We start from the raw sequence: 24,733 nt of genomic DNA, 5'->3' as shown, positions 1-24,733 counted from the left end.
AAGATGACGATCGACAGTACGATCTTTTTTACATGGGAAGGCAAAAAATACCAAGGGATCATCGAACGGGAATATGAAAATTCGGTCCTCGTTCAAGTGACCGATCCTAGTGCTGAAATGCTGGATAAGTTTACCAATCGGATGATTGTCAGCAAAAAAATTTGTCAACCAGTTACCGAATAAAAACATAAGCACCGCTCCCTCACGATCGCTGAAGGAGCGGTGCTTTTTCATGTACTTACTTCTGGCGATACGCTGCCAAGAATTCTGTCATTTTTTCAGCAGTCGTTTTTAAATCTTCCATATTAGGAAGGTAGACGATACGGAAATGATCGGGCTGTTGCCAATTGAACCCACCGCCGTGCACCAACAAAATATGGTGTTCATGTAAAAAGTCGAGAACAAATTGTTCATCATTGGTAATGTTAAAGCGCTGAATATCAATTTTAGGAAAAATATAAAAGGCTGCTTTCGGTTTCACTGCTGACAATCCAGGAATATCATTGATTGCCTTGTAGATAAACTCTCTTTGTTCATAGATTCGACCACCTGGCAGCAGCAGCTCATCGGAGCTTTGATAGCCGCCTAATGCAGTCTGGACGATTTGTTGCGATAAAACATTGGAACACAGCCGCATCGATGACAACATATTCAAGCCTTCGATATAGTCTTTGACATTGGACTTATCCCCGCTGAGAACCATCCAGCCAACGCGGAAGCCTGCCACTCGGTGAGACTTAGACAAACCGCCTAGCGTCACAACGAAGCGATCTGGTGCTAGTGTAGCAATCGGTACATGGACATAATCATCCATGACTAAACGGTCATAGATCTCATCGGAGAAAATGATCAAGTCATGCTCACGAGCAACCTCGACGATTTGTTGCAAAACTTCTTTCGGATAAACGGCGCCGGTGGGATTATTTGGATTAATAATGACGATGGCCTTCGTCTTGCTGGTTACTTTGGCTTTGATATCCTCGATATCAGGATTCCAATCTGCTTGTTCATCACAAATATAATGGACGGGTTTTCCGCCAGCTAATGAGATCGAAGCAGTCCACAAGGGATAGTCTGGCATCGGCACGAGCACTTCGTCCCCATTGTTACATAACCCTTGCATACACATCGTGATCAGCTCGGAAACACCATTACCTGTGTAAATATCATTGATGGTCACATCAGGAAATTTTTGTAATTGATAATATTGCTCGATCGCTTTACGTGCCGAGAAAATCCCTTTTGAATCAGAATAGCCTTCCGACTCTCGCACATTCATAATCAAATCTCTAACGATTTCATTTGGGGCTTCAAAGCCAAAGGGCGCGGGATTCCCAGTATTTAATTTTAAGATACTGATGCCTTCTTCTTGCATCCGATCAGCTTCTTCTAAAACAGGGCCGCGTACATCATAACTGACCCCTTCAAGTTTTGACGACTTTGAAAATTTCTTCATATTCCATTTCTCCTTTAACCATAGGTCAACGTCAGGTTATTGGTTCTCGTCGTTGATCTCTTTTCAGATTGAACCTATTATAGCAAAAAAATTTTAACTGTGGCGAAAATTTTTCACCTCTCGGTCGAGAGGGCTTGCCCTGCGTTCATCCACTGAATTTGGTTCATTCAGGAATTTTCAGGAAAATACTTCAAGTACAATTCATTTAACGCCAAATGCCCCACCGAAAAATCAGTGATTCCTGCTGCGATAAAACGTTGCAGCAACTGCGGATCGCTGATTTCTACTAGATACATCCGCCCTTGCAGATCGATAGTCACTGTCGTTAACTCTGGAAAAGCCACCAAGAAATCCGCCGAGTCCGTCTTTACATACAAGGGTTCATTGACCAACGACTTGCGGCCAAGGTATTCGTGAATGATCTTACCGTCTTTTAAAAACAAGACCCGATCCGAGTAAGAATCTAAATTCGTCAAAATATGTGAAGCGATCACGATCGCTTTCTTTTGCTCCCGCAAGGCTTTCAACACGTTGGAGATCAATTCGACATTTGTCGGATCTAAGCCATTCATCACCTCATCCATCAGCATGTATGGCGTATCTGTCACGATCTGCATCGCAAAACACAGACGTTGCCGCATCCCCAGCGAATAGGTTCCCACTGGCCGTTTGATATAATCGCTCATTCGCAAACGAGCAATCGTTTCTTCCACCAAGCGTTCCTCTGAACGCCACATTCGCTGATACAGTTTCAAATGCTCGAGTCCGCTTAAATCATTGTACAAATCATTTTGGTCAGGAAAAAATGAAATTTGTTGATGCGCTGCCACTTCTGATTTTTTGGTCACATATACTTGACTGCCGTTTAAAAATACTGCGCCTTCATTCGGCTGGATGAAATTCATCGCCACATTCAGTAGCGTGGATTTCCCAGTGCCGTTAGGGGCGACTAACCCGACGATCTCCCCGGGAGAAAAGGCAACGGAAAGTTGATCCAATACTTTTCTCGTATACGTGACAGTCACATTTTTCAGTTCTAACATGTCGTTCCTCCTATGCCAAATGAAATTTTTTGCGTTGGATCGTCAAAAAGAAACACATTTCGATCAAAAGCCAAACGCCGCCTAATAAAAGTAAGCCTTTTTCCATCGTAAATCCTGCAGAACCAAAGTAAAAGCGTGTCCAGCCTGAAAGGACTTGTCCCACATTTTGATACAGATAGACATACAGCGTTTTATCAAGGTAGGCACTAAACCAGCGTCGTTGGAAAAGAAAGGGCGAAAGCAAACAAAAACCAGCCACAAGCAGATTAATCAGTTCTGAGCGAAACAGGGCACTGAACAGCAAGATGCCGCGACAATAAAGAAACTGCAAGAAAAGCGTTGCAAGAAAACATTGGCTTAAAAAAAGACCGATGGCTTGTGTTTCAAAAGCATTGAAATCTGTGATCGGGTAGCGGGCATCAAAGGACGATGATAAAATCGTGACTGGCAGTTCCAAGGAGCCAAAGCCGAATTGAATACCAGAGCCAAACCAGATAAAGAACATGGTTCCTAGCGTTGCGATTGCAGAACCAACCATCAACGCTGCCGTTTTGCTCCAAAGGCTCTCTTCTGTCGATAATGGCAGTGAAAGAAACAGAGATTTATGTCTTCGTTCTTTTGGTAAACAATCGATCGCCAAAAACAAAGAAACAGCAATTAATAGAATCGGTAAATATTCAGTAAAGCTTCGCTGTAATGCTTGCACCCCCGTTTTTTGCTCCATGACTGCTTGAGAGAGTTTGCTATTGGGCAGCTGGCTAAAAGCCTCCATCAGTTTTGCGGTTGATGCATAGCCGAAGCGCCCGTCATACCCAGCATAGTAATTTCGAAACGTGTAATAATCAGGGGTATAAAATATATTTCGTTCATCGGTAAATTGCAAAGCGAGATGGTACCAAGTACTTGTGCTTTGTGCGTATGCTTGCCAGTCTTTCTCGGCTAGCGCGTCGAGCCGTTGTTTTTCTGCTTCATTCCATGGGGTAAACATTTCGACTGCCATGAATGCCGACCAATGGTCAGAGGGATTGGCTGCTTGTTGATCAAGAAAATCTTGTCGCACGGTATAGCGTTGTTGCATTTCTGTTTTATCTACTCGTTCAATTGGGCGAAAGTCTCTTTGCCAAAAACTGTAAACGCCGCTGTAGATCAGCAGCAAGCAAAAAAGGCCAATGGTTTTCTTGCTTTTTAACAGCTGGCGTAATTCAAAGAAAAAATAGTCTTTCATTCTTTACCTCCTCTCAACAAGCGATTCTGTTTATCCGCAACAAGCATGATGCTTAAACAAAGGAAGATCCACACTAGCGTCAGCAGCCAACTGGCATAGACGCCCCAAGAAGTGCCAGAGCCCAAAGCAAAGGCACCCGAATAAAATTTCTCCATAGCAGCTAGATGAACTGGTAATATAGGGATCTTTTGCAGCATCGGAATCAAGCCGAATCCATAAAAAAGCACCAGTAAAAAGAAAGAGACGTATCGATTGGCTGCGACCATGTTCATGACAAAACCTAAGCATTCGATCAAACCAATCAGCAAGGCAAAAGAAACCATACTAGATAAAACACTCTGCCAAAAAGGTAAGGCTACCCAATCCCCACTGAGATAGACGGCTACTGGATACTGCCAATCCCCAAACTCCCCCAGAAGGCTCATTGAAAGAAAGACGCCTAAGAAAAACACAAGCAAGATTCCTAAATTGGTGATCGTTTTGACAAAAACCTTACTGACCATCCGAATCGGGAAAATCTGTGGGTATGAGCGGATCAAGGAGAAGTGTTCTCTTTCTTCTAATAAATTGTCACTAGCAAAAAATGCCCAGAAGAAGAACCCAAAATTCAGTAAAAACGTTATTGCCAAAGCGACAGCCGTCTGGGTATTAGCAGCCGTGAGAACCGGATCTTTTTCTTGCTCGACTAAGGCTTGATAGACCGTCTGCTCTTGTTCGATCGTCCACATCGGCGGTAAAAAGGCTTTGTCATCAACTGAAGACGCCCAAATCTGCTTTTTTAGCTCCGCCATTTGAATACTCGTTTGATTAAATCGTTCATATTCCTCCATAATCAAGTTGGACAGCTGCCGTGAGGTCAGAGTATTGTTATCAAGTAATAGCTGATATACCTCTTGCTCATCCGGTGAACCAGATTGATTGGCTTGGTAGCGATCAACAAGCCGTGAAGCCTCCGCTTTTTCTGCGGTAATGGTAGCAGGCAAGTTGACAGGTTCCATCAGCTTCAAATAAATGGAAAAACAGCAGCCTAAACTAAAGGCTCCAATGAGTAGGAAGATGAATGTTTTCTGCTTAACAGCTTTTGCCAGTTGGTTTTTAAAATAGTTCATTTGCTCTCCTCTCAAAAAAAATTATTCATTCTTTTAGCATACCTTTTATGGAAAAAAATGCAATCTAAAGTCTGAAAATTCTTTCAAATAGCATTTGGAAAAGTTATTGACAAACCTGCTGAAAATCAGGTAAGATATTTTCTAGACGCGGCGTGACAGAACTACCTCAGCCTGCGTTTCCTTTTATAGTATTTGCGGAAATGACGGAATGGCAGACGTGCAAGATTGAGGGTCTTGTGAGCAATCGCTCGTGTGGGTTCAAATCCCATTTTCCGCATCCTTACAGCTTCCCCATTGTGGGAAGCTTTTTTTGTTTGCACAAAAGATCCCCCCTTGGTGATCCTTCAATGAATTCCCTCGATCGCTTTGATCTTGAGTACCTACTCCTCAAAAGTTGAGAGTAACCTTCCTTTCCCCAAAGATAAAAAATCCAACAAAAATCCTTTTATCGTTGCATTTAGTGATATTTTTCATATAAAATGAATAATATAACGACTATTCATAAAATTTAGTTCAATGTTCCGTCTTTTCTTATTAGCGTATCAGAAACAATTGCTTGAATGAACTTGTGATGGAAATCTTTTCAACATTTTTTCCATTCACCTGCCCTCCTCCTTCCCCCAGATGAACCAACCTCTGCCGACCGTTTTCTCAGTTACTTTCGATAGAAAGAAGGAGTCTAATGAAAAAAAGAATACTGATCACCCTATTGTCATTCGTTATTTTGCTTATCGGCTGCACGAAGGCAGATGAAGAACTGTCAGAGACCGTTGCGCTTGGCATCGACGCACGACTGGAATATACAAACCAGTCTGGAACGGGTTGGGCCTATTATCAACCAGCGACCTTAGAATTGCTGATTGCAGGCAGCCAAGCCGAACTGGCTATTTTGGAAGAACTTGATTCTTCCGACGAAGACCTTCAGCAATTGATCAGCCACACGATTGATTTGATGGCAACCGCTGAACGAGCGTTAGTGGAACGTCGGATCGATGTCCCTGCTTGGTTTGCTGCTCGCATTGGTCGCAGCCAAGCCCTTGCTGCAATCCATGAAAAAAGTCCGATCATCCTCAGTAATCAAGACAACCTCGACAGTCTACTAGAGGTAGCAAACGAAATGATTCCTGAAGCCGATCCGCGGGAAAAGCTGGGGCTTTTGGCAGACGATATCGAGCAGCTTCAGCAGCTCACAGAAGATGCGCTTACTCTTCATCGCACAATCGAACTTGACGATGGACTCACTGCCACCGTTTACCACACAAGCGAAACGAATGTTGACGTCTTCGTTTTTGCGATGCCCGATGAGGAGTACGCATCTGGGTTTACTGTTCTGAATCGGGAAACTGCCGACGAGCAAAAAGCTGCTTTCTATGAAACGATTTTACGAGCGCTCGCCGTAAATATTCCTCGTGAATCAATGATGTTTATGAATCGATTCGATCAATCTTCTGATGAACATCAGCTGGCGGTGATGACCTATGGCTTTGATCATGACATTGATCAAGACATGGTCACTACCGTGTATCAACAGCTTCAAGAAGCAAACGCCAAACAAGAAGCAGCTACGGCTTTGCAGCAAGAGCAAAACAATGACGAACAAACTCAGACCGAGAATGAAGGATCTTCAGAACAAAGACGAGCGATCGCTCGTGCCGAATCCTATACGAACCTCATGGCTTTCTCACGTGCACGATTGATACAACAATTAGAATTTGAAGGGTTTCCCCATAATGATGCACAATGGGCAGTTGATCAGCTCACGATTGATTGGAACGAGCAGGCGTTGAAGAAAGCAAATAGTTACCATTCCTTGATGAGTCTTCCTCCTGACAACATTCGCCGGTTATTGACTTTTGAAGACTTTTCAGAAGAACAAATCGACTACGCGATGACAAACATAGGTAACTAAAAGCTAGCGAAGAAAAGGGCATCGCGATGCCCATATGCTGTTATAGTGACCCCAAAAAGTTAGGTTTTTTGGTCTAACTTTGGGGGTCAGTTGATGTCCCTTATATTGTGGCTATGTTTATACCCAAGAAAGTGCTCTGATGCGTTCATTCGTACAAATTGGCGAGGTTTACTAGAGTCTCACGAGGAGGAGAAAAATGAAAAAACAAGTTTTGTTGCCATTATTACTAATACTGTCCCTGATTTCAGGATGTGGGACGATAAATTCAGCAAGCCCTGAGGAACTTTCTGAACGCATCGGTGCAGCTTTAGATGCTGGTTGGGAACATACCTATCATGCAGAAAATCTTACTTATGATTTAAGTATTGAAAATCTCGAACTGATGATTCGAGGCAAAGAAGCAGAATTGGCCTTTCTAGACCAGGTCAATAGTAACTCAAAACACAAGGCGGCATTCATTGAAAACACGGAAACAATGATCGCACTCGCTCAAGAAGCGATCGAAGCTCGCTATCTGGATATGCCCAGTTGGGTTGCCGCTCGCAATGGCCGTATCGAAGCCTTACTTGCCATCCATGAGGAAAGCCCGATCATCGTCAGTAGACGAGCAAAATTGCAAGAATTATTCAACGAATACGAAGAGGATTTGGCACTAGTGACCGCTGGAGCAAACAATCCACTTGCCGATGAAGAAGAAATCAATGAAGATACACGAGAAAAGCTTGGTTTGACACCTGATACACTTGAACACTTACACCAACAAAGCGATGACCAAGAAATCGAGTGGCAGAGTACGATTGATTTGGCGAACGGTGTGACCATGAATGTCTTTTCAACAAAATATGAGCCAGTGGGGATTCTCACATTTACGAATGCTGGTGAGACCTACCCTTCCGCAATCACTTTGTTTAATGGACAAACGACGGAAATCGTTCCCGAGATAATGACTCCTTACGAAGCCGTTTCCGCTTATTTTTACGAAATTGCCGATGCTGTTTATGAAACGATTCCATACGGTTATCGATTTCTGGTTGAATCACTATGGCTTGAACTGGAAAACGACAATCGTTTTCAATTCAGAACCTACGTGTTTGATAACGAAGTGACCGAGGAAACGATTTTAGCAGGGTTTCATCTCGCCCCGACTGTAGCAGCACGCTATGAGCGCGAAAACAATGCGACAGAACGAGAACTTGAAGCCTTTTTCCTCGTTAGAGCGCAAGGAAATCGTCGCTTTTATTCAAAACAAGAGATGGCAGAACTGTTAGAAACAGAAGGTTTTACTGCGGAGGAAACACAATGGGCACTAGAAACCCTAGATGTAGATTGGTATCGCCATGCTTTAGGACGCGCCAATCAATCCCGTCGGGTGTTAGGGATCCGTCAAAGAAATATGGCTGCTCATCTTGAAGGGAACGGCTTCTCACCTGATGAGATCGAATTTGCGATTGAAAACATGGAAAATTAATATGTAGGGGACGAGACCCCATTTCCCATTTTGTCTTAGCTTAAACAAAAAACCGACCAATCTTCCTGTTTAAGATTGGTCGGTTTCTTTATTTTTTGGTTTTGATTGGTACCATGGCTTTGCGCCGATGCTGCTTCATTATTGCTTGAAGACCATAGACACCAACTCCAATAATTCCTGCAAAAGCCGAAAAAGCAATAAAAATCACAGGAGACGCCCCACTTTCTATTAATTGTTTCCCTTGGACAAAGAAAAATAAGCCCATGCTGATCAATAATGCTAGAAATAGTGATTGTCCCGCCCCGTTTTTTTTCATGCTTGCTCTCCTTTTACTTGATTATAGGTTATTCTCTCATTTCATGAATGAAAAAACCTCCATCTTAAGGCTGATTCTTTCTTTCGATGATCAGATTGATCCCATTCGGATCAGTCAAATGCAAGCGGCTGTCTGTTTCTAACTCATACGAAACGCCTCTTGCCTTGAGATGACTTCGTAACGTAGAAAAAGCCAAAGCTGGCAAAACGATCGTAAAGTACGCTAAGCCTAGATCCTGTTCTTCCATAGCTGGAACATTTCTTCCCATCCAAATATTCGATCCGATATGGTGATGATACGAACCAGCAGCAAAAAACTTTGCTTGGCTACCAAAATCTGAGGTCAAACGCATGCCTAAAACTTCTGTGTAGAATTCTTCTGTTTTTGCCAAGTCCGCCACTTTCAAATGGACATGCCCCACCGTGGTGCCAACTGGAAAGGTCGTTTGAGATCGGTCAGCGGCTCCCAGCACGCCTTGCGCGTCCATTTCGATAGTAACGCCTACGATCTCACCATCTGCTCGAATATCCCATTCACTCATCGGTTTGTCACGATACACTTCGATCCCGTTTCCTTCTGGGTCGGTCAGGTATAACGCTTCACTATATCCATGATCGCTGGCACCATCGAGGGGAGCTTTGGCTTCCAAATAATGAATCAGCATATTTCCTAGGTCTTTACGGCTAGGCAAAAGAAACGCCGTATGGAAAAGGCCTGTTTTCCGTGTCAAAGGCAACGGATCACTCACCTTCTCTAGAACTAAAAGCTCTTGCGCTCCCACGCCTAATCGCGCGTGATCTACACTTTGCTCCAATAAAGTCAGGCCGATCACGTCCGAATAAAACTGGCTCATTTTTTCTATGTTTGCTACTTTTAAAACGACTTTGCCAATTGCGGCTGCTGCATCGATTTGATAGGTTGATTGAATCATTTTCATCGCTATTTCCTCTTTTCTAAACAGTTAAATTCACTTGTACCTTTAAGTATAACACTAACTTTTAGTAAGTAAACAAATCTGCTTGTTGAGGAAAGGATTCCGTGATCTCCCGTGATTCCTTAAAACAAAGCATTTCCGCATCAGTCACAATCAAAGACAGCTCGCTCACTTTTTCAATGCTTCAATCAGTGAAATGGCTGGCTGCATCGCTTCTTCGGTCGTCCCTTCTAACACAACATAACAATATGGCTTGTATTCAGCGGTGATGGCCAATAGTTGTTGATAATCAATCATTCCTTCTCCCAATGGGACTACCTTGATTTTCCCATCGATTACTTGATAGTCTTTCAAGTGCAAGCAAACGATGGCATCGCCAAAGCGGGAAAAAGCTTCCCTTGTCAAAGCGACTTGCTCTTGATAGTTCTTCGCAGTAATCAGATTGGTTGGATCAAAGATGATCCCTAAATAGTCAGAGGGTACCCGTTCCAGCAATTCTTCGATTCGGTCGATCGATGATAGTGGATGATTCAAGCCCGCTTCAATTCCTAGCATCACTTGATGTCTCTTAGCCACTTGGACCAAGCGCTTGATCACCTGAACCAAATCATCGAAAACGACGTCACTAAAATTTTCCTCGGTATACCCCATATTTGGCAAAACCGAACCAGTTTCACTTGCGACCATAGCTGCATCAAAATATTTGGCATGTGCGAGATAGGTCTCGAATCTGGATAAAATCGCTTCCCGTTTTTCCAGATCAGGATGAATCAGATTACAATAACAACTTAATAAAGCGACCTGAACGTGAGATTGACCAAAAACTCGTTTGAAAAAGCGGCCTAAACCAGGACTTAATTGCTCTGGCTCTGCCCATTGTGGGAAGGATTTATTTAATGCAAATTGAATGTTATGAATGTTTTTGGCGGCAATTTTTTGCGCTAATTCTTCTGGGGACCCATAATTCTTTAAATCATGCCCCCGAACAGTTAGTTGAAACATAGCTTCTCCTTTCTTCACTGCTTTTGAAGCAAAAAGAAGACCAAGCAGCGAATCACTTCAACTGGTCTTGGTCTTCAAATCTTTCAGCAGTAGCGGCTCCTCACTTCATCCATTTCTTCTCAATAGATGATCAGAACCTTTTGTGACCTTTATTGTTGTGAACGATAGTCTTCCGTGAACTCGTCAATGATTTGCTGTCCACCATTTCTTAAGAAGGTTTCGATCGCTGTATCAAACCCATCGATCTCGATTTCCCCAGTCATATATTGGTAGTAAGCGTCTGAGATTCCTTCAATCAAGCTTGACCATGAACGATCATAGGTTTCAGAGGTCAGCGATTGTGCAGGATTGATCACCGCAAACTCTTCATTTTCGCGAATCTTTTCATTGGCTAAGTTGACATATGGGTTGCTTGAAGGGAAAACTGTTACTAATTCTGATGGACGAGACGAAGAAAATGGTTGTACTTCTTGTTGCCACTTCGTATCATCTAAACGGACATAGACACCCTCATCATCAATTTCATAATGGACCCCTTCGATCCCTTGCGTCATCAACGTAAACGGCTCTTCGTCCATCAAATCATTGATAAATTTCAAAACAACACGTAAGTCTTCTTCGGTTTCAACATTGTTTTTCGGAATGGCTAACCAGCCGCCCATTCCACCATTGGTATCAGAAAGGATACGACGTTCCACATTTTCATGGACGATATCATTGATCAAGACCCATTCCATATGCTCTTCATCAGTACCAGCTGCATCATCAATGTAGTTACGTACTTCTTGCAAACCACTCAATACGATCCCACCACGACCTTGAACGATATAGTTCTTCTGATCATTTTTCGCCATTACCGCAAAATCAGAATTCATCCAGCCGTTATCATAGATATTACGGAACCATTCCATTGCTTCTTTGTATTCTGGTTGCATAAAGGATGGCATCACTTCATCATCATCCGTGATCGTAAACCAATTGTCTGCACCAAAGTAACCTGAAAGCGAACGGAACCCAACGTTAAAGGACTCATCACGCTCTACGAAACCAACCGTATCATCCGCACCGTTTCCATCTGGATCATCTTCCGTAAAGGCTTGGGCGACAGCAGCTAATTCTTCTAATGTCGACGGCACGTCCAAGCCTAAATTATCCAACCAATCTTTTCTGACAAGGACGCCATAACGCGCGATCGGTTTTAAAAACGGAACACCGTAGATTCGACCATCAATTCGAGATGACTCTAACCGATCTTCGGAGATTTCTGCCAAATTCGGGAACTCTTCTAAATAGGGTTCCACATCCCAGAACATTCCAGATGCGAGTGAGCTGCGGACGGTTGTGTTATTGATTTCTGTCAGACTAACGATATCTGCTAAAGAATTCGACGCCAATGCTGCATTCAAGCGTTCTGTTTTTGAAGCATCTGGCACCCACGTAAAGTCGATCTCGACCCCTGTGTATTCTTCTAACTTTTGCGTGACATCTCCAGATGGTGGGGAAGCAGTATGTAGCATCGCCATCCACGAAATACTTGATTTCCCTTCGCTTTCTGGTCCTTCAGGTGAACCTCCACCATCGCCGCAGCCTGCTAAAAACAGTCCAGCACATAATAATAAACTTGCAACTTTCAACTTTTTCATTTGTTAACCTTCTTTCTCTATTTTTAGGGAGCCATCATCGAGCGGATCTTTCCCTTGATACGTAAAATATTCAAAATCGGCATAGCTTTTGCCAAAGTGATCTAAATCATGGGCACTGATTCCAATGAAATTCCCCGTAAAACCACCAGACAAGAACTGGATGTTTTGCTTTTTAAAGCGATGCCACGTTTGTGATTGCCGATAGAACCATTGGGCTTCTAGATAAGAACCGACTACTTTCAATCCAATCGGCTCACTTGCAGCAGCGAGGGGCAATTTATCTGGGAACAAGTGAAATTCTCCTTCACAACACCGCAGCAACCGAAGGACCTTGCCTTCTTCTTCATCATAGGTTACGTAGAAAAACGAATAGTTTTCTTCGTTTAAGAAAAGCGACAATCCAGCCATCTGATTGAACGATTGGGGGTGGTATTCCATCACTGTTTCAGCTTCAAAACAAAAGTCTTGTTGACGAATCGCCAATAAGTGCTTATGAAAGTTCGATTGCATCGATTCTCCGCCGATCAATCGCAAATACCCTGGTCGCTCACTCAGATTGCACCACTCTTCATTGGGCAGCAATCGTCTACCGTTCCATGCTTTTTGCAACGATCCTTTAAAGTCATCAATAAAAACAGCAGGTGATGTCCTTTGCTTCTGAGCGTCGCTAGCGAGCCTGATGGTTTGATCTGGGATCGTATCGTTATTGCTAAGACGCAGCCATCCTTCGTGATCCCAATAGACAGTTTGGAGTGCCGTCTCTCGTCCAAGGATCGCTGCTCCTTCTACTGGCCGAGTCATCAAATAGCACATGACCCATTCTCTTGATGGCGCAATCGTCAAACTGCCATGACCTGTACATTGAAAAGGGGAATCTTCGCGCTGATAGGCACGCATCATGGGAAAATGCGGATCTACTTCATAAGGTCCAGTGATGGTTTTACTACGACAAACTGTTACCGCATGACCTGCACCCGTTCCTCCTTCTGCCGTCAGTAAGTAATAACACTCATTGTGGTAATAAAGATGCGGTGCTTCAGTCTTCGCCAGCTGGGTTCCAGAAAAAATTGGCACTCTGTCACCGATCAAGCAGCCTTGTGCTTCAGAGTATTCTTGGAGCACGATCCCCACCGATTTATTTGGTGTATCCTTACGATAATCCCAAAGCGCATTCAATAACCAGATACGCCCCTCTTGATCATGAAACAAGGACGGATCAAAGCCACTACCATTTAAGTAAATGGGCTCACTCCATGGTCCATGAATCGTAGGAGCCGTGATGAGATAGTTTCGACAGTCTTTGAAGGGGCGTGTCGTGTTGCGAACATTTGTATAGACACAATAGTATTGTCCGTTTGCGTAGCTGATTTGCGGTGCCCAAATGCTGCCATTTGCTGCGTTGCCTAATAAATCCACTTGATTCGTCAGAATATCTGTTTCATGGGACCAATTGACTAGATCTTGGGAACAGTAGACCCGAATTCCTGGCAACCACTCAAAGGAAGAAACCGCTAAATAATAAGCATCCTCGACTTTTAAAATACTCGGATCAGGATGAAACCCTCTTAAAATCGGATTATTGATTATTGCCTTCATGCAACCCCTCCTTGTTTGCTGACTGCGTCCGTTGTTTTTTTCTTGTGTCCGTCATCGCGATGGAGAAAACAAAAACCCGCCGCTAAAAAGAAACAAAAGGCAATCGGAAAAGCGATCATTTGACTACCAATCAATGTCACGACACCAGTCAAAAAATAAGTAGCACAAGATTGCTTTCGATAATTACGATAGCGAACAAGCATCGTCGCCACTGAAACCAATATCAGGAGTGTCAACAGCGTGAAGCCAAACCAAGCACCGAGTGTTTGAAATTGCGCCAATGCTGCTTCTGCCGTCATTTGATTCAGTATAGTGGGAAACGCACGTTGAAAGATCTCTTCGAACTGCTGGACAGTCATTTGATTGATCGCCAAGGAAAAGCCGCCCATCAACACCAGAGCGAGAACCATCCCGATCCAGCCAGACCATTTTGCCTTGCTCATTTTTCTATCACTCCTTCAAGAGTCACCCATTCAGGACGTTGGGGACTTCTTTGGTAACAACACATTCGCTCCGTGAATGTGACCGTTTGGTGGCTTGCTGTTTTTCCCCAATCAGACCATCCGCAAGGGGCGAGCTGTTGATCAAAGCAGCAGGATAAAAAGGTGACTTTGGCGTCATTACGCCAAGGGCGGCCTAAATAATAGGCTTTGTCCCCTGTCACCCGACACCGATCGAAGGTTAACCCGCTTGCTTGTTTGTTGGTTGAGGCAGCAGTAATGTAGTTCGTTTGTGGTGTATTTTTACAATGCAAGCGACACTCTTCAAAGGTGGCGGAACCACCGCCAAAAATAAAATCGACTGTTCCACTGATCCTGCAATGCAAAAACAAACTCTGTTGTTGGTCAAAGATTGTTTTTCGCCAAGGACTGATCATTGGTTCGCCCTCTTTGGTATATTTTGGCAATGGTCCCAGGCACAAGGTATCTTGAAAAGCATCGAGATGACAGCGTTCGAAGCGAATGTCATCCCCTTCGATATAGACGGCAACTGCTTGCCCGACTGCTCGCCCATACCCTGCGTCATTGATGATGGTCAGGTTTTTTACAAAGACTTCTCGGCTATTGATAAAGAGCGTCGCTGTTTGAAACGTTCCTCTTTTTTGCCCATTTTCATCGGTTTGCTCGGCAGCCAAGTGGTAGCATAAGAACGTGTTAGGTTCCGCAATCAACGTAAGCTGGTTCTTATAGATTTTCACCTGTTCTTGATACACGCCAGTGGCGATCGTGATTTCACAAGGTACGTTTAAGGCTTCAGCAGCCAGCACGGCTGCTTGGATACTCGTAAAATCACCCTTTTGCGGCTCTTTACTAACCTTTAGCTTGATAGGAGGTGCTGTTTTAGAAATTCGATCCACTGCGCTCTCATCTCCTTGGTTTCTTCATGACCGCCTGGCAAGCAACACGCCTGCCAATGCTCCTTGTAGCCTATTGCTTCATAATGCTGTCCGAGCTGCTGATCCAAACGAGCGACGCCGCTTGAGGGGCAGCCACGATCCTCTTTGCCAACCAAACTCAAACGCGGGCGCGGTGCGATCTGTTTTTGGATCGCCGCAGTCGTAAAGTCTTTCAACACATTAGGAACATAATAGTAAAACCCATGTTTGCTTAGACGGTCCTCTTCGATCAATGCTTGATAGTCCACTTGTGCTGCCATGTCCACCACCACTGATATCCGTTCATCAATTGCTGCCAACCACCAGCTCATCAAGCCGCCCATAGAAAGTCCCAATGTGGCAATAGCGGACTGTCTCACTTCTTTGCGGGAAGCAAGATAGGTCAAAAACTGTTGATTGTCATAGATTCGTTGGCCCCATAATGTTTTGCCTTGCAACAGAAACCGCTTGTAGCTATCATTCTCACCGTTTTTTCGTTCGCCAAAGCCCCACATGTCGATCACCCCAACGGCGACGCCCAAGTTCATAAATGTCGCGAATAGGCTTTCTTTTTGCATATAACACGGACTTTGTCGCAGTTCTTCTTTCCCCATCGTGAAGTCGCCGCCATGAGAATGATTGAACAAAACGAGTGGAACAGGTTGCTGAGAGCTAGGATAAGCAAAGTATGCAGGGACAGCCTCTTCTTGATTTAATCGTAGAAGTAAATGTTCCAAGGTATAATTTTGCACTTGCTCTTTTGTTTGCTGAACCACTTGTGGTGCAACTTTCATATCAGGACCTAGCAGCTGTAGTAACTGAGGATCCCTCACAAAAAATCTCCTTGAAATGCCAGAGGCTGACGATTCTCAAATGATTGTGTGACGGTGATTTCCCGACTATTCTCGATATGGAACGCTTCAGTTACGCCTTCCAAATTGATACGATCAAACTGAATATTCCGTCCACAGCCAATATAAAAGCCTTGTTTTGTCATCTCTTCGATACCTGTCATCATTGCAGGCTTTCCTGGAATTGGGTGTTCAGCCATAGAGACAGCAATATCTTGGAAAGTGATATCTGAAATAAATTGTTCAGCCAAGCCATAAACAAATCCAGCGGCCGCATGAACATTCCGAGCCGAGATATTTGCAAAATGGATTCTCCGAAAATGAGGGGTTTCCTCGGTGATCGGGTACGGATTTTTATCCCAAACATACTTTTCTTTGCCTTTCGGTCCACAGAAATAGTAAAGATTTAAAGTGAATGGACAGATAACATTATCCATCACAATGTTATTCACTCGAATATCTTCGATCGTTCCGCCACGTCCCCGACGGGATTTCAACCGAATCCCACGATCGGTATCTTGAAAAATACAATTACTGATGGTGACATTACGAATATCGCCGCTCATCTCACTACCTAGAACGACTGCCCCATGCCCATGAAGCATATGGCAATTTACGATCGTGATATTCTCACAAGCGACCCGTTCTTTGGTGTCCTCCGTTCCTGATTTGATGGCGATACAATCATCGCCAACATCGATATGACAGTTACTGATGCGGACATTTTTACAAGATTCAGGATCGATCCCATCCGTATTTGGCGAATCCGCTGGATTTTTGATGCGAAGATTATCGATCGTTAGATCTTGGCAAAGAATCGGATTGACGGTCCAACTTGGTGAATCGACAAGACGGATATCTTTCAACGTAATTTGCTGGCAAGAGTCAAAACTGATCAATTTAGGTCGTGGATAAGCAAGTTGTTCACGGTTTTCCCGAAAGGTCTTCCACCATCTTTGCCCTTGTCCATCAAGCATTCCTAATCCTGTGACAGCGATATTTTCCGCATTCTCGGCATATAAACAAGAGGCATAAACTTCCCGTTTGACCCCTTCCCAGCGAGACACGACGACGGGATAGTCTTTGGGATCATCAGAAAATACTAAGGTCGCCCCCAATAGTAGGTGCAGTTCAATGTTACTTTTTAAAAAGAGCGCACCTGTCGGATAGCGTCCTGCGGAAAAAGTGATTCTGCCTCCTCCTTGTTGATGCAATTCATCAATTTTTTCTTGAATCGCTTCTGTCAACAGACCTTCTTTTTCTTGTAAATCAGATGTAGTCAATTGGATATTCATTTCTTGCTTCCTTCCTCCGTTAGTGGTTGTAGCAGTAAACTTGCTTGTAAAAAGGCACCGTATCCTTTGAAATCATTCGTGATAACGGGTTCACTGATATAGTAAACAAACGTACCATCCCGATCATCTGGGCCACCAAGACCAGCAACTTCACAGTTTCTGATCAGATTCAACCAGCCTTCTTTTGTTAAAAAGACAAACTCATCAAGCAATCCTTGATAGGTCTCTTGGGCAAACACTTGCCATTTTTGATCGATGATCCCTGCTTTGACTGCTTTCGCTGTTGCGTAACAAATCATTGAAGAAGCGGATGCTTCTAAATAATTCCCACGCTCACTGCCTTTATCTAAGACTTGATACCACACTTTTTTCTGGGGATCTCTTACTTTAGCAAGAGCTTCTAGACAGGAGACAAACATTTTTTCTAATGGATTCTTCTGCTCTGATTCCCCTAATAGCACCATCGTATCTGTGAGAGCCATCATGAACCATCCCATTGATCGTCCCCAGAAATTTTTTGAACAACCGGTCTCAGGATCTGCCCACGGCTGGACTTTTTGTTCATCCCACGCGTGATACAAAAGACCCGTTTTTGGATCTAGGGTATGAGTAAAGCATAAGGTGAATTGCTTGATTACATCTTCCAATGCTTCTTCTTTCTCAAATGTCAGTGCGTATTCTGTTAGAAATGGGGCCCCCATATATAAGCCATCTAACCACATTTGATAAGGATAGATTTTTTTATGCCAGAACCCGCCTTCGCTTGTTCTTGGCATCTGCTGTAATTGTTGATACAGCGTGTCCAAGGCGATCTTGTATTTTGAAGCACCTGTTTCTTTGTATAGTAAGAATAAACATTTGCCATTATTGATGTAATCGATATTCATCGCATCCATCTGATAGTTTTTGATACAACCGTCTTCGTCAATATAAAAATCCATCGTGTTTTGGATATAGTCGAAATAGCGGTTGTCACCAGTTTGCTCATAGGCTTCTTTCACGCCTTGTAAAACGACCCCGATGTCATAGGACCATTTTCCGTGATAAATTTTTTCTTTGCATAAGTAGTCATAGCGCTCAAATAATGTGTTCAAAGCAATTTCCGAATAGTTCTTCATGTACGATACTTCCTTTTATTGTAGTCTCCTCAATTCATAGAGCTATTTGAATGAATCCGTTTTACCGGCTGTATTTCATGAGGGTTCAGCTTGTCTTGCTATTTTCAGGTGTTCTCTAGTGACCGTTTTGTTTGCGGACCAGTAAAAGTCTTTGAGCCGTTTTCTTTAGATAATGACCTCATCTCCTTTGCTGGCAACGGTTTGCTCCGTAGTCGATGCCGTTTTTGAAACCACCTGATCTGTTTCAATTGGGTGGATATCTTGAAGAATTTTTTTACCAGCAAGGGCAAAAACACCACCAACTAAGCTGCTACCCATCAAAAAGAGGCCGATCAAGAAATAACTACCCAGGACTAAATAGCCAACGATCAAAATCGTCCAACTTATGATCGAATAATGCAGATAGCCTAAACCTAACAACACACTCCCCCGCAGGATCTCAAACACGGTCACAAAGTTGGTGGCTGCCATGACGGTATACACGTGCATGAATAAAAAGAGAAACGCAATCAAAAAGAGGACATTCGCTACTTGGATAAACCATGGAAATGGCGCAAATATGTTGGTGATCACGATCGCTGCAATGATCAGAAACAACCAACTGATCAGCACCGATTGTCGGAACCGTTCTTTACTATAGTAGAAAAAACTTTTGATCAAAGGTGGTCGTTCATGAAGACGAAGCCAGCGATCATAATATTTCATCATGGCATACGACGCAGGGCCAATGCCAAAGAGGACCCCTCCCAGGAGAGTCACACTGAGCCAAAGAAAGTGAAGTGCGATCAGCGTCAAAAATGCGAGTAATCCTTCGTTGATTTTCGTGATCTTTTCGATCGTCATGTGATCCCTTCTTTCTTAATAAATCCCGTCTTCGCCAATTTTTTTCGCCAAACGATTCGCAAAGATAACGAGGATCAAGCCAACAAGTCCTTTAAACAGCCCAACAGCTGTCGAGTAACTCAATTGACCATTTTGAATCCCGGCGGTATAGACAAAGGTATCAAAGATTTGGGCAACTTCACGGTTCATTGAGTTCATCAACAAGAACATATGCTCAAAGCCCATATCTAAGATCGAACCGATCTTTAAAATCAATAAGGTTACAATCGTTGGACGAATACAAGGCAATGTGATATGCCACATTTTTCGTAGCTTGCCAGCCCCATCCATATCCGCAGCTTCATAAAGCTGTTCATCAACATTGGTAATAGCGGCTAGATAGACGATCGTCCCCCAACCGGCACCTTTCCAAAGATCTTGGAAAATGTACATTGGACGCAACCACGTGCGGCTTGTTAGAAACGGGATACGTTCGCCACCAAGACTTTCGATCATGTTATTGATTACACCACCTTCTGTCGTTAATAAAACATAGAAGATGGAAACAACGATGACCCACGACATAAAATGAGGCAAATAAATGATGGTTTGAATCCCTTTTTTCAAACGGCGATTGTTTACTTCATTTAGCATAAGTGCCAATAATATAGGAAAAGGGAAAGAAATCGTGATATTTAAGAAAAACATGATCAGTGTATTGCGCATCAACATCACGAAGGTATCTTCAGTAAAGAGCCGAATAAAATGAGTGAAGCCAACAAAGGGGCTTCCTAGGATCCCCAAGAATGGTTGGTAGTCTTGAAAAGCGATGACCAAACCGCCCATCGGTATGTAACGGAAAATAAGAAAATATAAAATCCCCGGCAATACCATAATATAGAGGGCACGATTTTTTCTGATTTGCGCCCATTTTTTCTTTTTCAGCCGCAGCCGCTGTTCTTCTTCATTAAGTGGTGAGAAGTAATTATCAACTTTTGTTTCCATACTTGTTCCTCCGAATTTTTTTGATTTGATAGTCCCATGGTAGCGTGAAAAAAAGATAACGTATATAATCATTTTCTCAGCTTTGAAAAGGCATACATTTTTTAGGATTATTTCTCAATCGAATTGGAAAACCCTTGATTTATCAACGTTTATCATTATTGTGAATTTCTTAACATGTAAAAGTGATTATATACGTTGTCCCCGCCTCATGATACGTTGGAAGTACCTATTTAAGTAAAAAAAGATGGAGGTTTTTTCTATGCAACAAACCCTGAAAAAAACGAACCGCCCGAAAAGTGAACGGGTCGTTCAAGGATTTATTATTGGCTTTCTACTACTCTTCACCTTAACGTGTCTCTTACCTTTTCTAAACATTCTCGGAAGCTCCTTTGCTTCTTCTTCTGAGATCGCGACACGAACATTTATCATTATCCCACGTGAATTTAGCTTAAATGCTTACCGGTATATTCTCTCGACACCCACGATTTTTACGAGTATTGGTGTTTCCCTTTTCGTGACCATCGTCGGAACGGTTCTTTCAATGATCTTGACCTCTTTTATGGCCTATGCTCTTTCGAGAAAATATTTGCATGGACGCGGCATCTTCAACTTTATTGTCGTATTTACCATGTTGTTTAGCGGTGGGATGATCCCAAGTTTTATTTTGGTACAAAGCCTCGGCTTGATCGATTCTCTCTGGGCATTGATCTTACCGAGCGCCATCAGTGCATATAATATGATCATTATGAGAAACTTTTTCCAAGGGATTCCTGATAGTTTAGAGGAATCCGCAAAAATGGATGGTTGCTCTGATTGGGGCGTCTTTTTCCGTATCATCTTACCCCTTTCCTTACCATCGATTGCGACGATCTCTTTGTTCTACGCTGTTAGTTATTGGAATACTTATCAATCAGCGATCTTGTACATCAATGATTCAGCGAAATGGCCGATCCAAGTGCTCCTTCGACAAATCGTGATCGTCTCCAGCGGGATGAACGCCGATGCCGCTAGTGTCGATGTTGTCCCCCCAGCACAATCCGTAAAAATGGCCGTGATCGTCGTTGCAACTCTGCCAATGTTGATCGCCTATCCCTTTGTCCAGAAGTATTTCGTGAAAGGTGCAATGGTTGGTTCCGTCAAAGGGTAACCAACAGGCAGCAAAGAAAAAAAGCGCTTTTGATCGACGATCAAAAAGCGCTTTTTTCTTTTAGTCTTTGGATCGTTTGCGATACTCTCCAGGGGTCATCTGTTCTTTCTTTTTGAAAAAGCGGATGAAGTTTTGAGAGTTGGTATATTGAAGGTTGGCTGCGATTTCCTTGATCGTCATATCCGTTTCCCGCAACCATTTTTTGGCGATTTGCAACCGATAGTTTTGTAAGTAATCGGCAAAATTGATGGATAATTCCTTTTTAAACACATTACTTAAGTAATTGGCATTATAATGCAGCTGTTCAGCAATGCTATCTAAGGAGAGATCTTGATCGTATTGTTGGTGTACGATCAAGACCATCTTTTCAGACAAGGAGCGAATTTCTCGATCTGTTTTGGCTTGTGTCGTTTCAACGATAGGTAAAACTAACTCATGATAGATGATTTGCTCAACTTTGAACAAACTAGTTTGGTTGAGCACGGATTGATAAACTTTACGACTATTCTGCAAGCTGGTATGATCCGCTCCTAAGAGTTGCCCTAGCTGAACGATACTGTTGATCAACTTAAACAAGGCACTTTCAATCGTCAACGGATTTTTGTTTTCATGAGTGATTTCCCGTACGACTTCCGTGTAACTCGCTTTGATGGTCGCTAGTTCCCCACTACGCATCGCATCCAAAAAGGTGCTTTCTGCTTCTCTAGGGTATTGAACGATCGCATTATTGTCTAATTGTGCTGCAATGTCGTCAAAAAAGATAATGACTTCTTCCCCTAAATTCATTCGATAGTGCAAGGCTTCTTTGGCGTTATCAACCGCTAATTTGGTTTCTACGAGGCGGTCGTAGGATTGTGAGACCCCACAACTTATTTTGATTTTCAAGTAATCTTTTGCCGCTTGATGGATCTTTTGACAATAGGTCAATACTTGTTTTTGGTCAACTGATTCAGGAAGCTTTAAAATCGTTCCTTGGGTTTCTTGACTGGAGATGATTGGTTGAAAACGCAAATTTGCTGGAATGATCTCAGAAACGAGATTCTCGATGGCAAGCAAGAAAATATCAATAGTCGCTGTTTCTCGTCCACACAAATCATCGATTTGAATCAGTAATACGGCAAAGTGTTCTGTTTTGGATACTTCATACCCAAACTGTGACAGTTTTAAGTGAATATCTTCTTCTGAGATACAGCCGCGAAACAAGTTTAATAGAAACAAGGATTCTAATTCGGGCTTTTGATGCTCGACTTTGACGGCGAGATCGTGGTTTTGATGTAAGACCTGGTCGATATCGGAAATCAACTGATTGACTTCTAATTTCTGACCTTGTTTTTTGGGCTTTAAAAGCTCACCGATCCGATTGATGGGTGAGGTAGCCACGATCGCAATGCGATAGGATACTAATAAAAAGAGGATGATCAAAAGACTGCCAATCACGATCAAACCGCTTCTTAATTCACGGATTGCTTGTGAAACGCTAGCAGGCGCCAGACGGATCACATGATACCACTGATTGTAATCCGATTGTGTGACCACATACTTATTGTTTTCTTTGTCAGTGAAGATGCCATCGCCGTGGGCAGCTGCAATCATTGTTTCTTGTAAGGCAGAATCGATCACTTCACCATTATCGAAAAGCAGTTGTCCGTCCGCATGAAATATATTCAAAAAGGAATCGTCATGATCTGCCACCAACTGCGCAATGGTATGGTCTTGGATTTCAGCAATCCCCAAAGCAGTGGTTTCCTGTCGAAACACAGGCAGCGTCATCACCATTTTTAAATAGCCATCTTCTGGCAACCAATACAAGTAGCGTTGGTTGTCGATCAACGCTTGAAAAGCAGCGAATTCAGTATCATCGATCTGTTTTAAGGAGCCTTCTTCGATTTTCCAATGCTGGTTCAAATTCACCAATTGGTAACTGGCGTTTTCGATCCCCATCACACCAATGTAAGCCAGTTGTGAATTGATCTCTCGTACTTGTCGATAATTCGTCACAGAAAACGGCTGTTCCATCGTATCGGAAAAGCTTTGTGTGCTACTGTATGTAGAAAAGGCATACTCCACCATCTGAATTTTTTGATCCAGATTTTCTTTGACTTGGTTGACCAAATTATGTTGACTTTGCAAAAATGTTTCTTGAATGTTTTGATACGTTCGATTATAAATGACCCCACTAAACCCAATGATTAAAGCGCTACCAATTAGAAAAATCAAAATAAATATTTTATAAAACAAGTTGGACGTTTGATGATAGCTTAAAAAGAATTTCATAGACTCCCTCCCATTACCTAACTATCTTCTTTTATACTAGCACATCCCAGAAAAAGTTCCTATGTTATTTTGAAAAATGTTTCACGTGTGCATCCTTGGTGTATTGACATTCTCGTGGGAACAAGCTATGCTTGAATCAAGCAAAAAGGAAGAAGGTTTTCTATGGTCACGATCAAAGATATCGCCAAAGTCGCTGGTGTTTCACATACAACTGTTTCTCGTGCGTTAAACGATAGCCCATTAATTAAGCCAGAAACAAAAAAGAAGATCGCAGCCATCGCCGAATCTTTACACTATGTGCCCAATGTCAATGCCAAAAGTCTGGTGAATCAAAAATCCTATATCATTGGTCTTTATTTTTCTCATCTATCCATTGGTACTTCCGATAGCTTTTTAGTCGAAGTGATCAAAGGAATCAGTGATACCCTACCATCCGAATATACTTTGGCGGTTCATGAATTATTGCAATCCGATACATTTGATGAAGAGCCGAATCGCCTCGATGGAGCGATCGTGATGAGTCAAAGCGATCGTGATGACGGTTTTATCGCTGCTCTTTCAAAGAAAAATATTCCCATCGTCGTTTTGAATCGTCAATTGCAGGATGCAACCTTGATGAATGTCACTAGTAATGATGCCCAAGGGGTCTATCAAATGATCACCTATGTGCTTGAACAAGGCTTTCGAAAGATCGCCATGATCGAAGGGATCGCTTCCTTTGGTTCCGCTAGAGAGCGCCGCAAAGGATTTATGAAAGCGATTCAAGAAAAGCAGCTTGTCTGCCCGAAAGAATACTTCGTAGCTGGCGACTACTCGTTGGAAAGCGGTCAGCTGGGTGCCCAGCAACTACTCGCTTTACCTGAACCACCTGAAGTGATTTTTTGCGCCAATGATGACATGGCGATCGGTGCGATCAATGCCTGTCATCAAGCAGGACGAAAGATCCCTGAGGAGATCGGTATCATCGGTTTTGATGATAGTTCTTTTTCTCCCTATACGTATCCCCCATTAACAACGATCCGCAAACCAGTCTATGAAATGAGTCAATTGGCAGCAACCCTGCTGTTGCAAGCATTTGCCAATCAAGTGGTTGAGAAACAACATTTCTTTGATACCTCGTTAATCATTCGTCAATCGTTGTAAGC

22 protein-coding genes and 1 tRNA gene are annotated in these 24,733 nt (G+C 43.0%); 6 read left to right on the top strand and 17 right to left on the bottom strand.

Features of this window, described 5'->3' with window-relative positions:
- Positions 1–3 precede the first annotated feature (3 nt).
- Positions 4–183: a hypothetical protein gene (locus ECA1_RS07590; RefSeq protein ID WP_005229977.1), complete on the top strand. Its 180-nt coding sequence runs from the start codon at positions 4–6 to the stop codon at positions 181–183.
- A gap of 55 nt (positions 184–238) precedes the next feature.
- Here ECA1_RS07590 and ECA1_RS07585 read toward each other — a convergent pair whose 3' ends face one another.
- The 4 genes from ECA1_RS07585 to ECA1_RS07570 form a co-directional block, all read right to left on the bottom strand.
- Positions 239–1,456, bottom strand: a complete 1,218-nt coding sequence (locus tag ECA1_RS07585; protein WP_005229975.1) for a pyridoxal phosphate-dependent aminotransferase — start codon at positions 1,454–1,456, stop codon at positions 239–241.
- 167 nt (positions 1,457–1,623) lie between these two features.
- Complete coding sequence (locus ECA1_RS07580) at positions 1,624–2,499, bottom strand: ABC transporter ATP-binding protein (RefSeq protein ID WP_060792135.1); 876 nt, start codon at positions 2,497–2,499, stop codon at positions 1,624–1,626.
- Between the two features lie 10 nt (positions 2,500–2,509).
- Positions 2,510–3,724 (bottom strand): hypothetical protein, encoded by a 1,215-nt coding sequence (locus ECA1_RS07575; RefSeq protein WP_060792134.1) that lies wholly within the window; start codon positions 3,722–3,724, stop codon positions 2,510–2,512.
- Positions 3,721–4,833, bottom strand: coding sequence for a hypothetical protein (locus ECA1_RS07570; RefSeq protein WP_060792133.1), 1,113 nt, complete (start codon positions 4,831–4,833; stop codon positions 3,721–3,723). The genes ECA1_RS07575 and ECA1_RS07570 overlap by 4 nt, the downstream gene beginning before the upstream one ends.
- Positions 4,834–5,027: 194 nt before the next feature.
- On the opposite strand from ECA1_RS07570, the gene ECA1_RS07565 reads away from it, so the two are divergent.
- The 3 genes from ECA1_RS07565 (at position 5,028) to ECA1_RS07555 (ending at position 8,210) form a co-directional block, all read left to right on the top strand.
- Positions 5,028–5,110: transfer RNA gene (locus tag ECA1_RS07565), tRNA-Leu, on the top strand.
- 405 nt (positions 5,111–5,515) lie between these two features.
- Entirely contained in the window at positions 5,516–6,742 is a 1,227-nt protein-coding gene (locus ECA1_RS07560) for an Ltp family lipoprotein (RefSeq protein ID WP_060792132.1), read from the top strand.
- A gap of 196 nt (positions 6,743–6,938) precedes the next feature.
- Positions 6,939–8,210 carry a hypothetical protein gene (locus ECA1_RS07555; protein WP_060792131.1) on the top strand — a complete coding sequence of 424 codons (1,272 nt, stop codon included), beginning with the start codon at positions 6,939–6,941 and terminating at the stop codon, positions 8,208–8,210.
- Positions 8,211–8,298: 88 nt separating this feature from the next.
- Here the strand turns inward: ECA1_RS07555 and ECA1_RS07550 are convergent, their stop codons facing one another.
- The 12 genes from ECA1_RS07550 to ECA1_RS07495 all read right to left on the bottom strand — a co-directional run bounded on the left by ECA1_RS07550 (position 8,299) and on the right by ECA1_RS07495 (position 20,167).
- Complete coding sequence (locus tag ECA1_RS07550) at positions 8,299–8,526, bottom strand: hypothetical protein (protein ID WP_005229963.1); 228 nt, start codon at positions 8,524–8,526, stop codon at positions 8,299–8,301.
- A gap of 64 nt (positions 8,527–8,590) precedes the next feature.
- Entirely contained in the window at positions 8,591–9,463 is an 873-nt protein-coding gene (locus ECA1_RS07545; protein WP_060792130.1) for a VOC family protein, read from the bottom strand.
- Positions 9,464–9,628: 165 nt separating this feature from the next.
- Positions 9,629–10,462 (bottom strand): sugar phosphate isomerase/epimerase family protein, encoded by an 834-nt coding sequence (locus ECA1_RS07540; RefSeq protein WP_060792129.1) that lies wholly within the window; start codon positions 10,460–10,462, stop codon positions 9,629–9,631.
- Positions 10,463–10,611: 149 nt separating this feature from the next.
- Positions 10,612–12,105: an extracellular solute-binding protein gene (locus ECA1_RS07535; protein WP_015509909.1), complete on the bottom strand. Its 1,494-nt coding sequence runs from the start codon at positions 12,103–12,105 to the stop codon at positions 10,612–10,614.
- Positions 12,106–12,108: 3 nt separating this feature from the next.
- Positions 12,109–13,701 carry a glycoside hydrolase family 43 protein gene (locus ECA1_RS07530; protein WP_060792128.1) on the bottom strand — a complete coding sequence of 531 codons (1,593 nt, stop codon included), beginning with the start codon at positions 13,699–13,701 and terminating at the stop codon, positions 12,109–12,111.
- Complete coding sequence (locus tag ECA1_RS07525; RefSeq protein WP_060792127.1) at positions 13,698–14,144, bottom strand: hypothetical protein; 447 nt, start codon at positions 14,142–14,144, stop codon at positions 13,698–13,700. Before ECA1_RS07525 ends, ECA1_RS07530 begins: the two co-directional genes overlap by 4 nt.
- Positions 14,141–15,058, bottom strand: coding sequence for a pectinesterase family protein (locus ECA1_RS07520; protein ID WP_060792126.1), 918 nt, complete (start codon positions 15,056–15,058; stop codon positions 14,141–14,143). Before ECA1_RS07520 ends, ECA1_RS07525 begins: the two co-directional genes overlap by 4 nt.
- A complete protein-coding gene (locus ECA1_RS07515; protein ID WP_060792125.1) occupies positions 15,019–15,909 on the bottom strand; it encodes a dienelactone hydrolase family protein in 891 nt (296 codons plus the stop codon). Before ECA1_RS07515 ends, ECA1_RS07520 begins: the two co-directional genes overlap by 40 nt.
- Positions 15,906–17,222, bottom strand: a complete 1,317-nt coding sequence (locus ECA1_RS07510) for a glycoside hydrolase family 28 protein (protein WP_060792124.1) — start codon at positions 17,220–17,222, stop codon at positions 15,906–15,908. The genes ECA1_RS07515 and ECA1_RS07510 overlap by 4 nt, the downstream gene beginning before the upstream one ends.
- Positions 17,219–18,340, bottom strand: coding sequence for a glycoside hydrolase family 88/105 protein (locus ECA1_RS07505; protein ID WP_060792123.1), 1,122 nt, complete (start codon positions 18,338–18,340; stop codon positions 17,219–17,221). Before ECA1_RS07505 ends, ECA1_RS07510 begins: the two co-directional genes overlap by 4 nt.
- 165 nt (positions 18,341–18,505) lie before the next feature.
- A complete protein-coding gene (locus ECA1_RS07500) occupies positions 18,506–19,183 on the bottom strand; it encodes a YesL family protein (protein WP_060792122.1) in 678 nt (225 codons plus the stop codon).
- A gap of 15 nt (positions 19,184–19,198) precedes the next feature.
- Entirely contained in the window at positions 19,199–20,167 is a 969-nt protein-coding gene (locus ECA1_RS07495; RefSeq protein ID WP_005229934.1) for an ABC transporter permease, read from the bottom strand.
- Positions 20,168–20,426: 259 nt separating this feature from the next.
- Here ECA1_RS07495 and ECA1_RS07490 point away from each other — a divergent pair, with 259 nt between their 5' ends.
- Positions 20,427–21,314: a carbohydrate ABC transporter permease gene (locus ECA1_RS07490; protein WP_015509917.1), complete on the top strand. Its 888-nt coding sequence runs from the start codon at positions 20,427–20,429 to the stop codon at positions 21,312–21,314.
- A gap of 60 nt (positions 21,315–21,374) precedes the next feature.
- Here ECA1_RS07490 and ECA1_RS07485 read toward each other — a convergent pair whose 3' ends face one another.
- Positions 21,375–23,588, bottom strand: a complete 2,214-nt coding sequence (locus ECA1_RS07485) for an AraC family transcriptional regulator (RefSeq protein ID WP_060792121.1) — start codon at positions 23,586–23,588, stop codon at positions 21,375–21,377.
- A 162-nt stretch (positions 23,589–23,750) separates the two neighbouring features.
- On the opposite strand from ECA1_RS07485, the gene ECA1_RS07480 reads away from it, so the two are divergent.
- The gene (locus ECA1_RS07480; RefSeq protein ID WP_005229927.1) at positions 23,751–24,731 is read left to right on the top strand and encodes a LacI family DNA-binding transcriptional regulator; all 981 of its coding nucleotides are present in this window, start codon (positions 23,751–23,753) and stop codon (positions 24,729–24,731) included.
- Positions 24,732–24,733: the final 2 nt, after the last annotated feature.

Source organism: Enterococcus casseliflavus NBRC 100478 (genome assembly GCF_001544095.1).
GTDB lineage: Bacteria > Bacillota > Bacilli > Lactobacillales > Enterococcaceae > Enterococcus_D > Enterococcus_D casseliflavus.
This window is presented reverse-complemented; position numbering and strand designations above follow the sequence as displayed.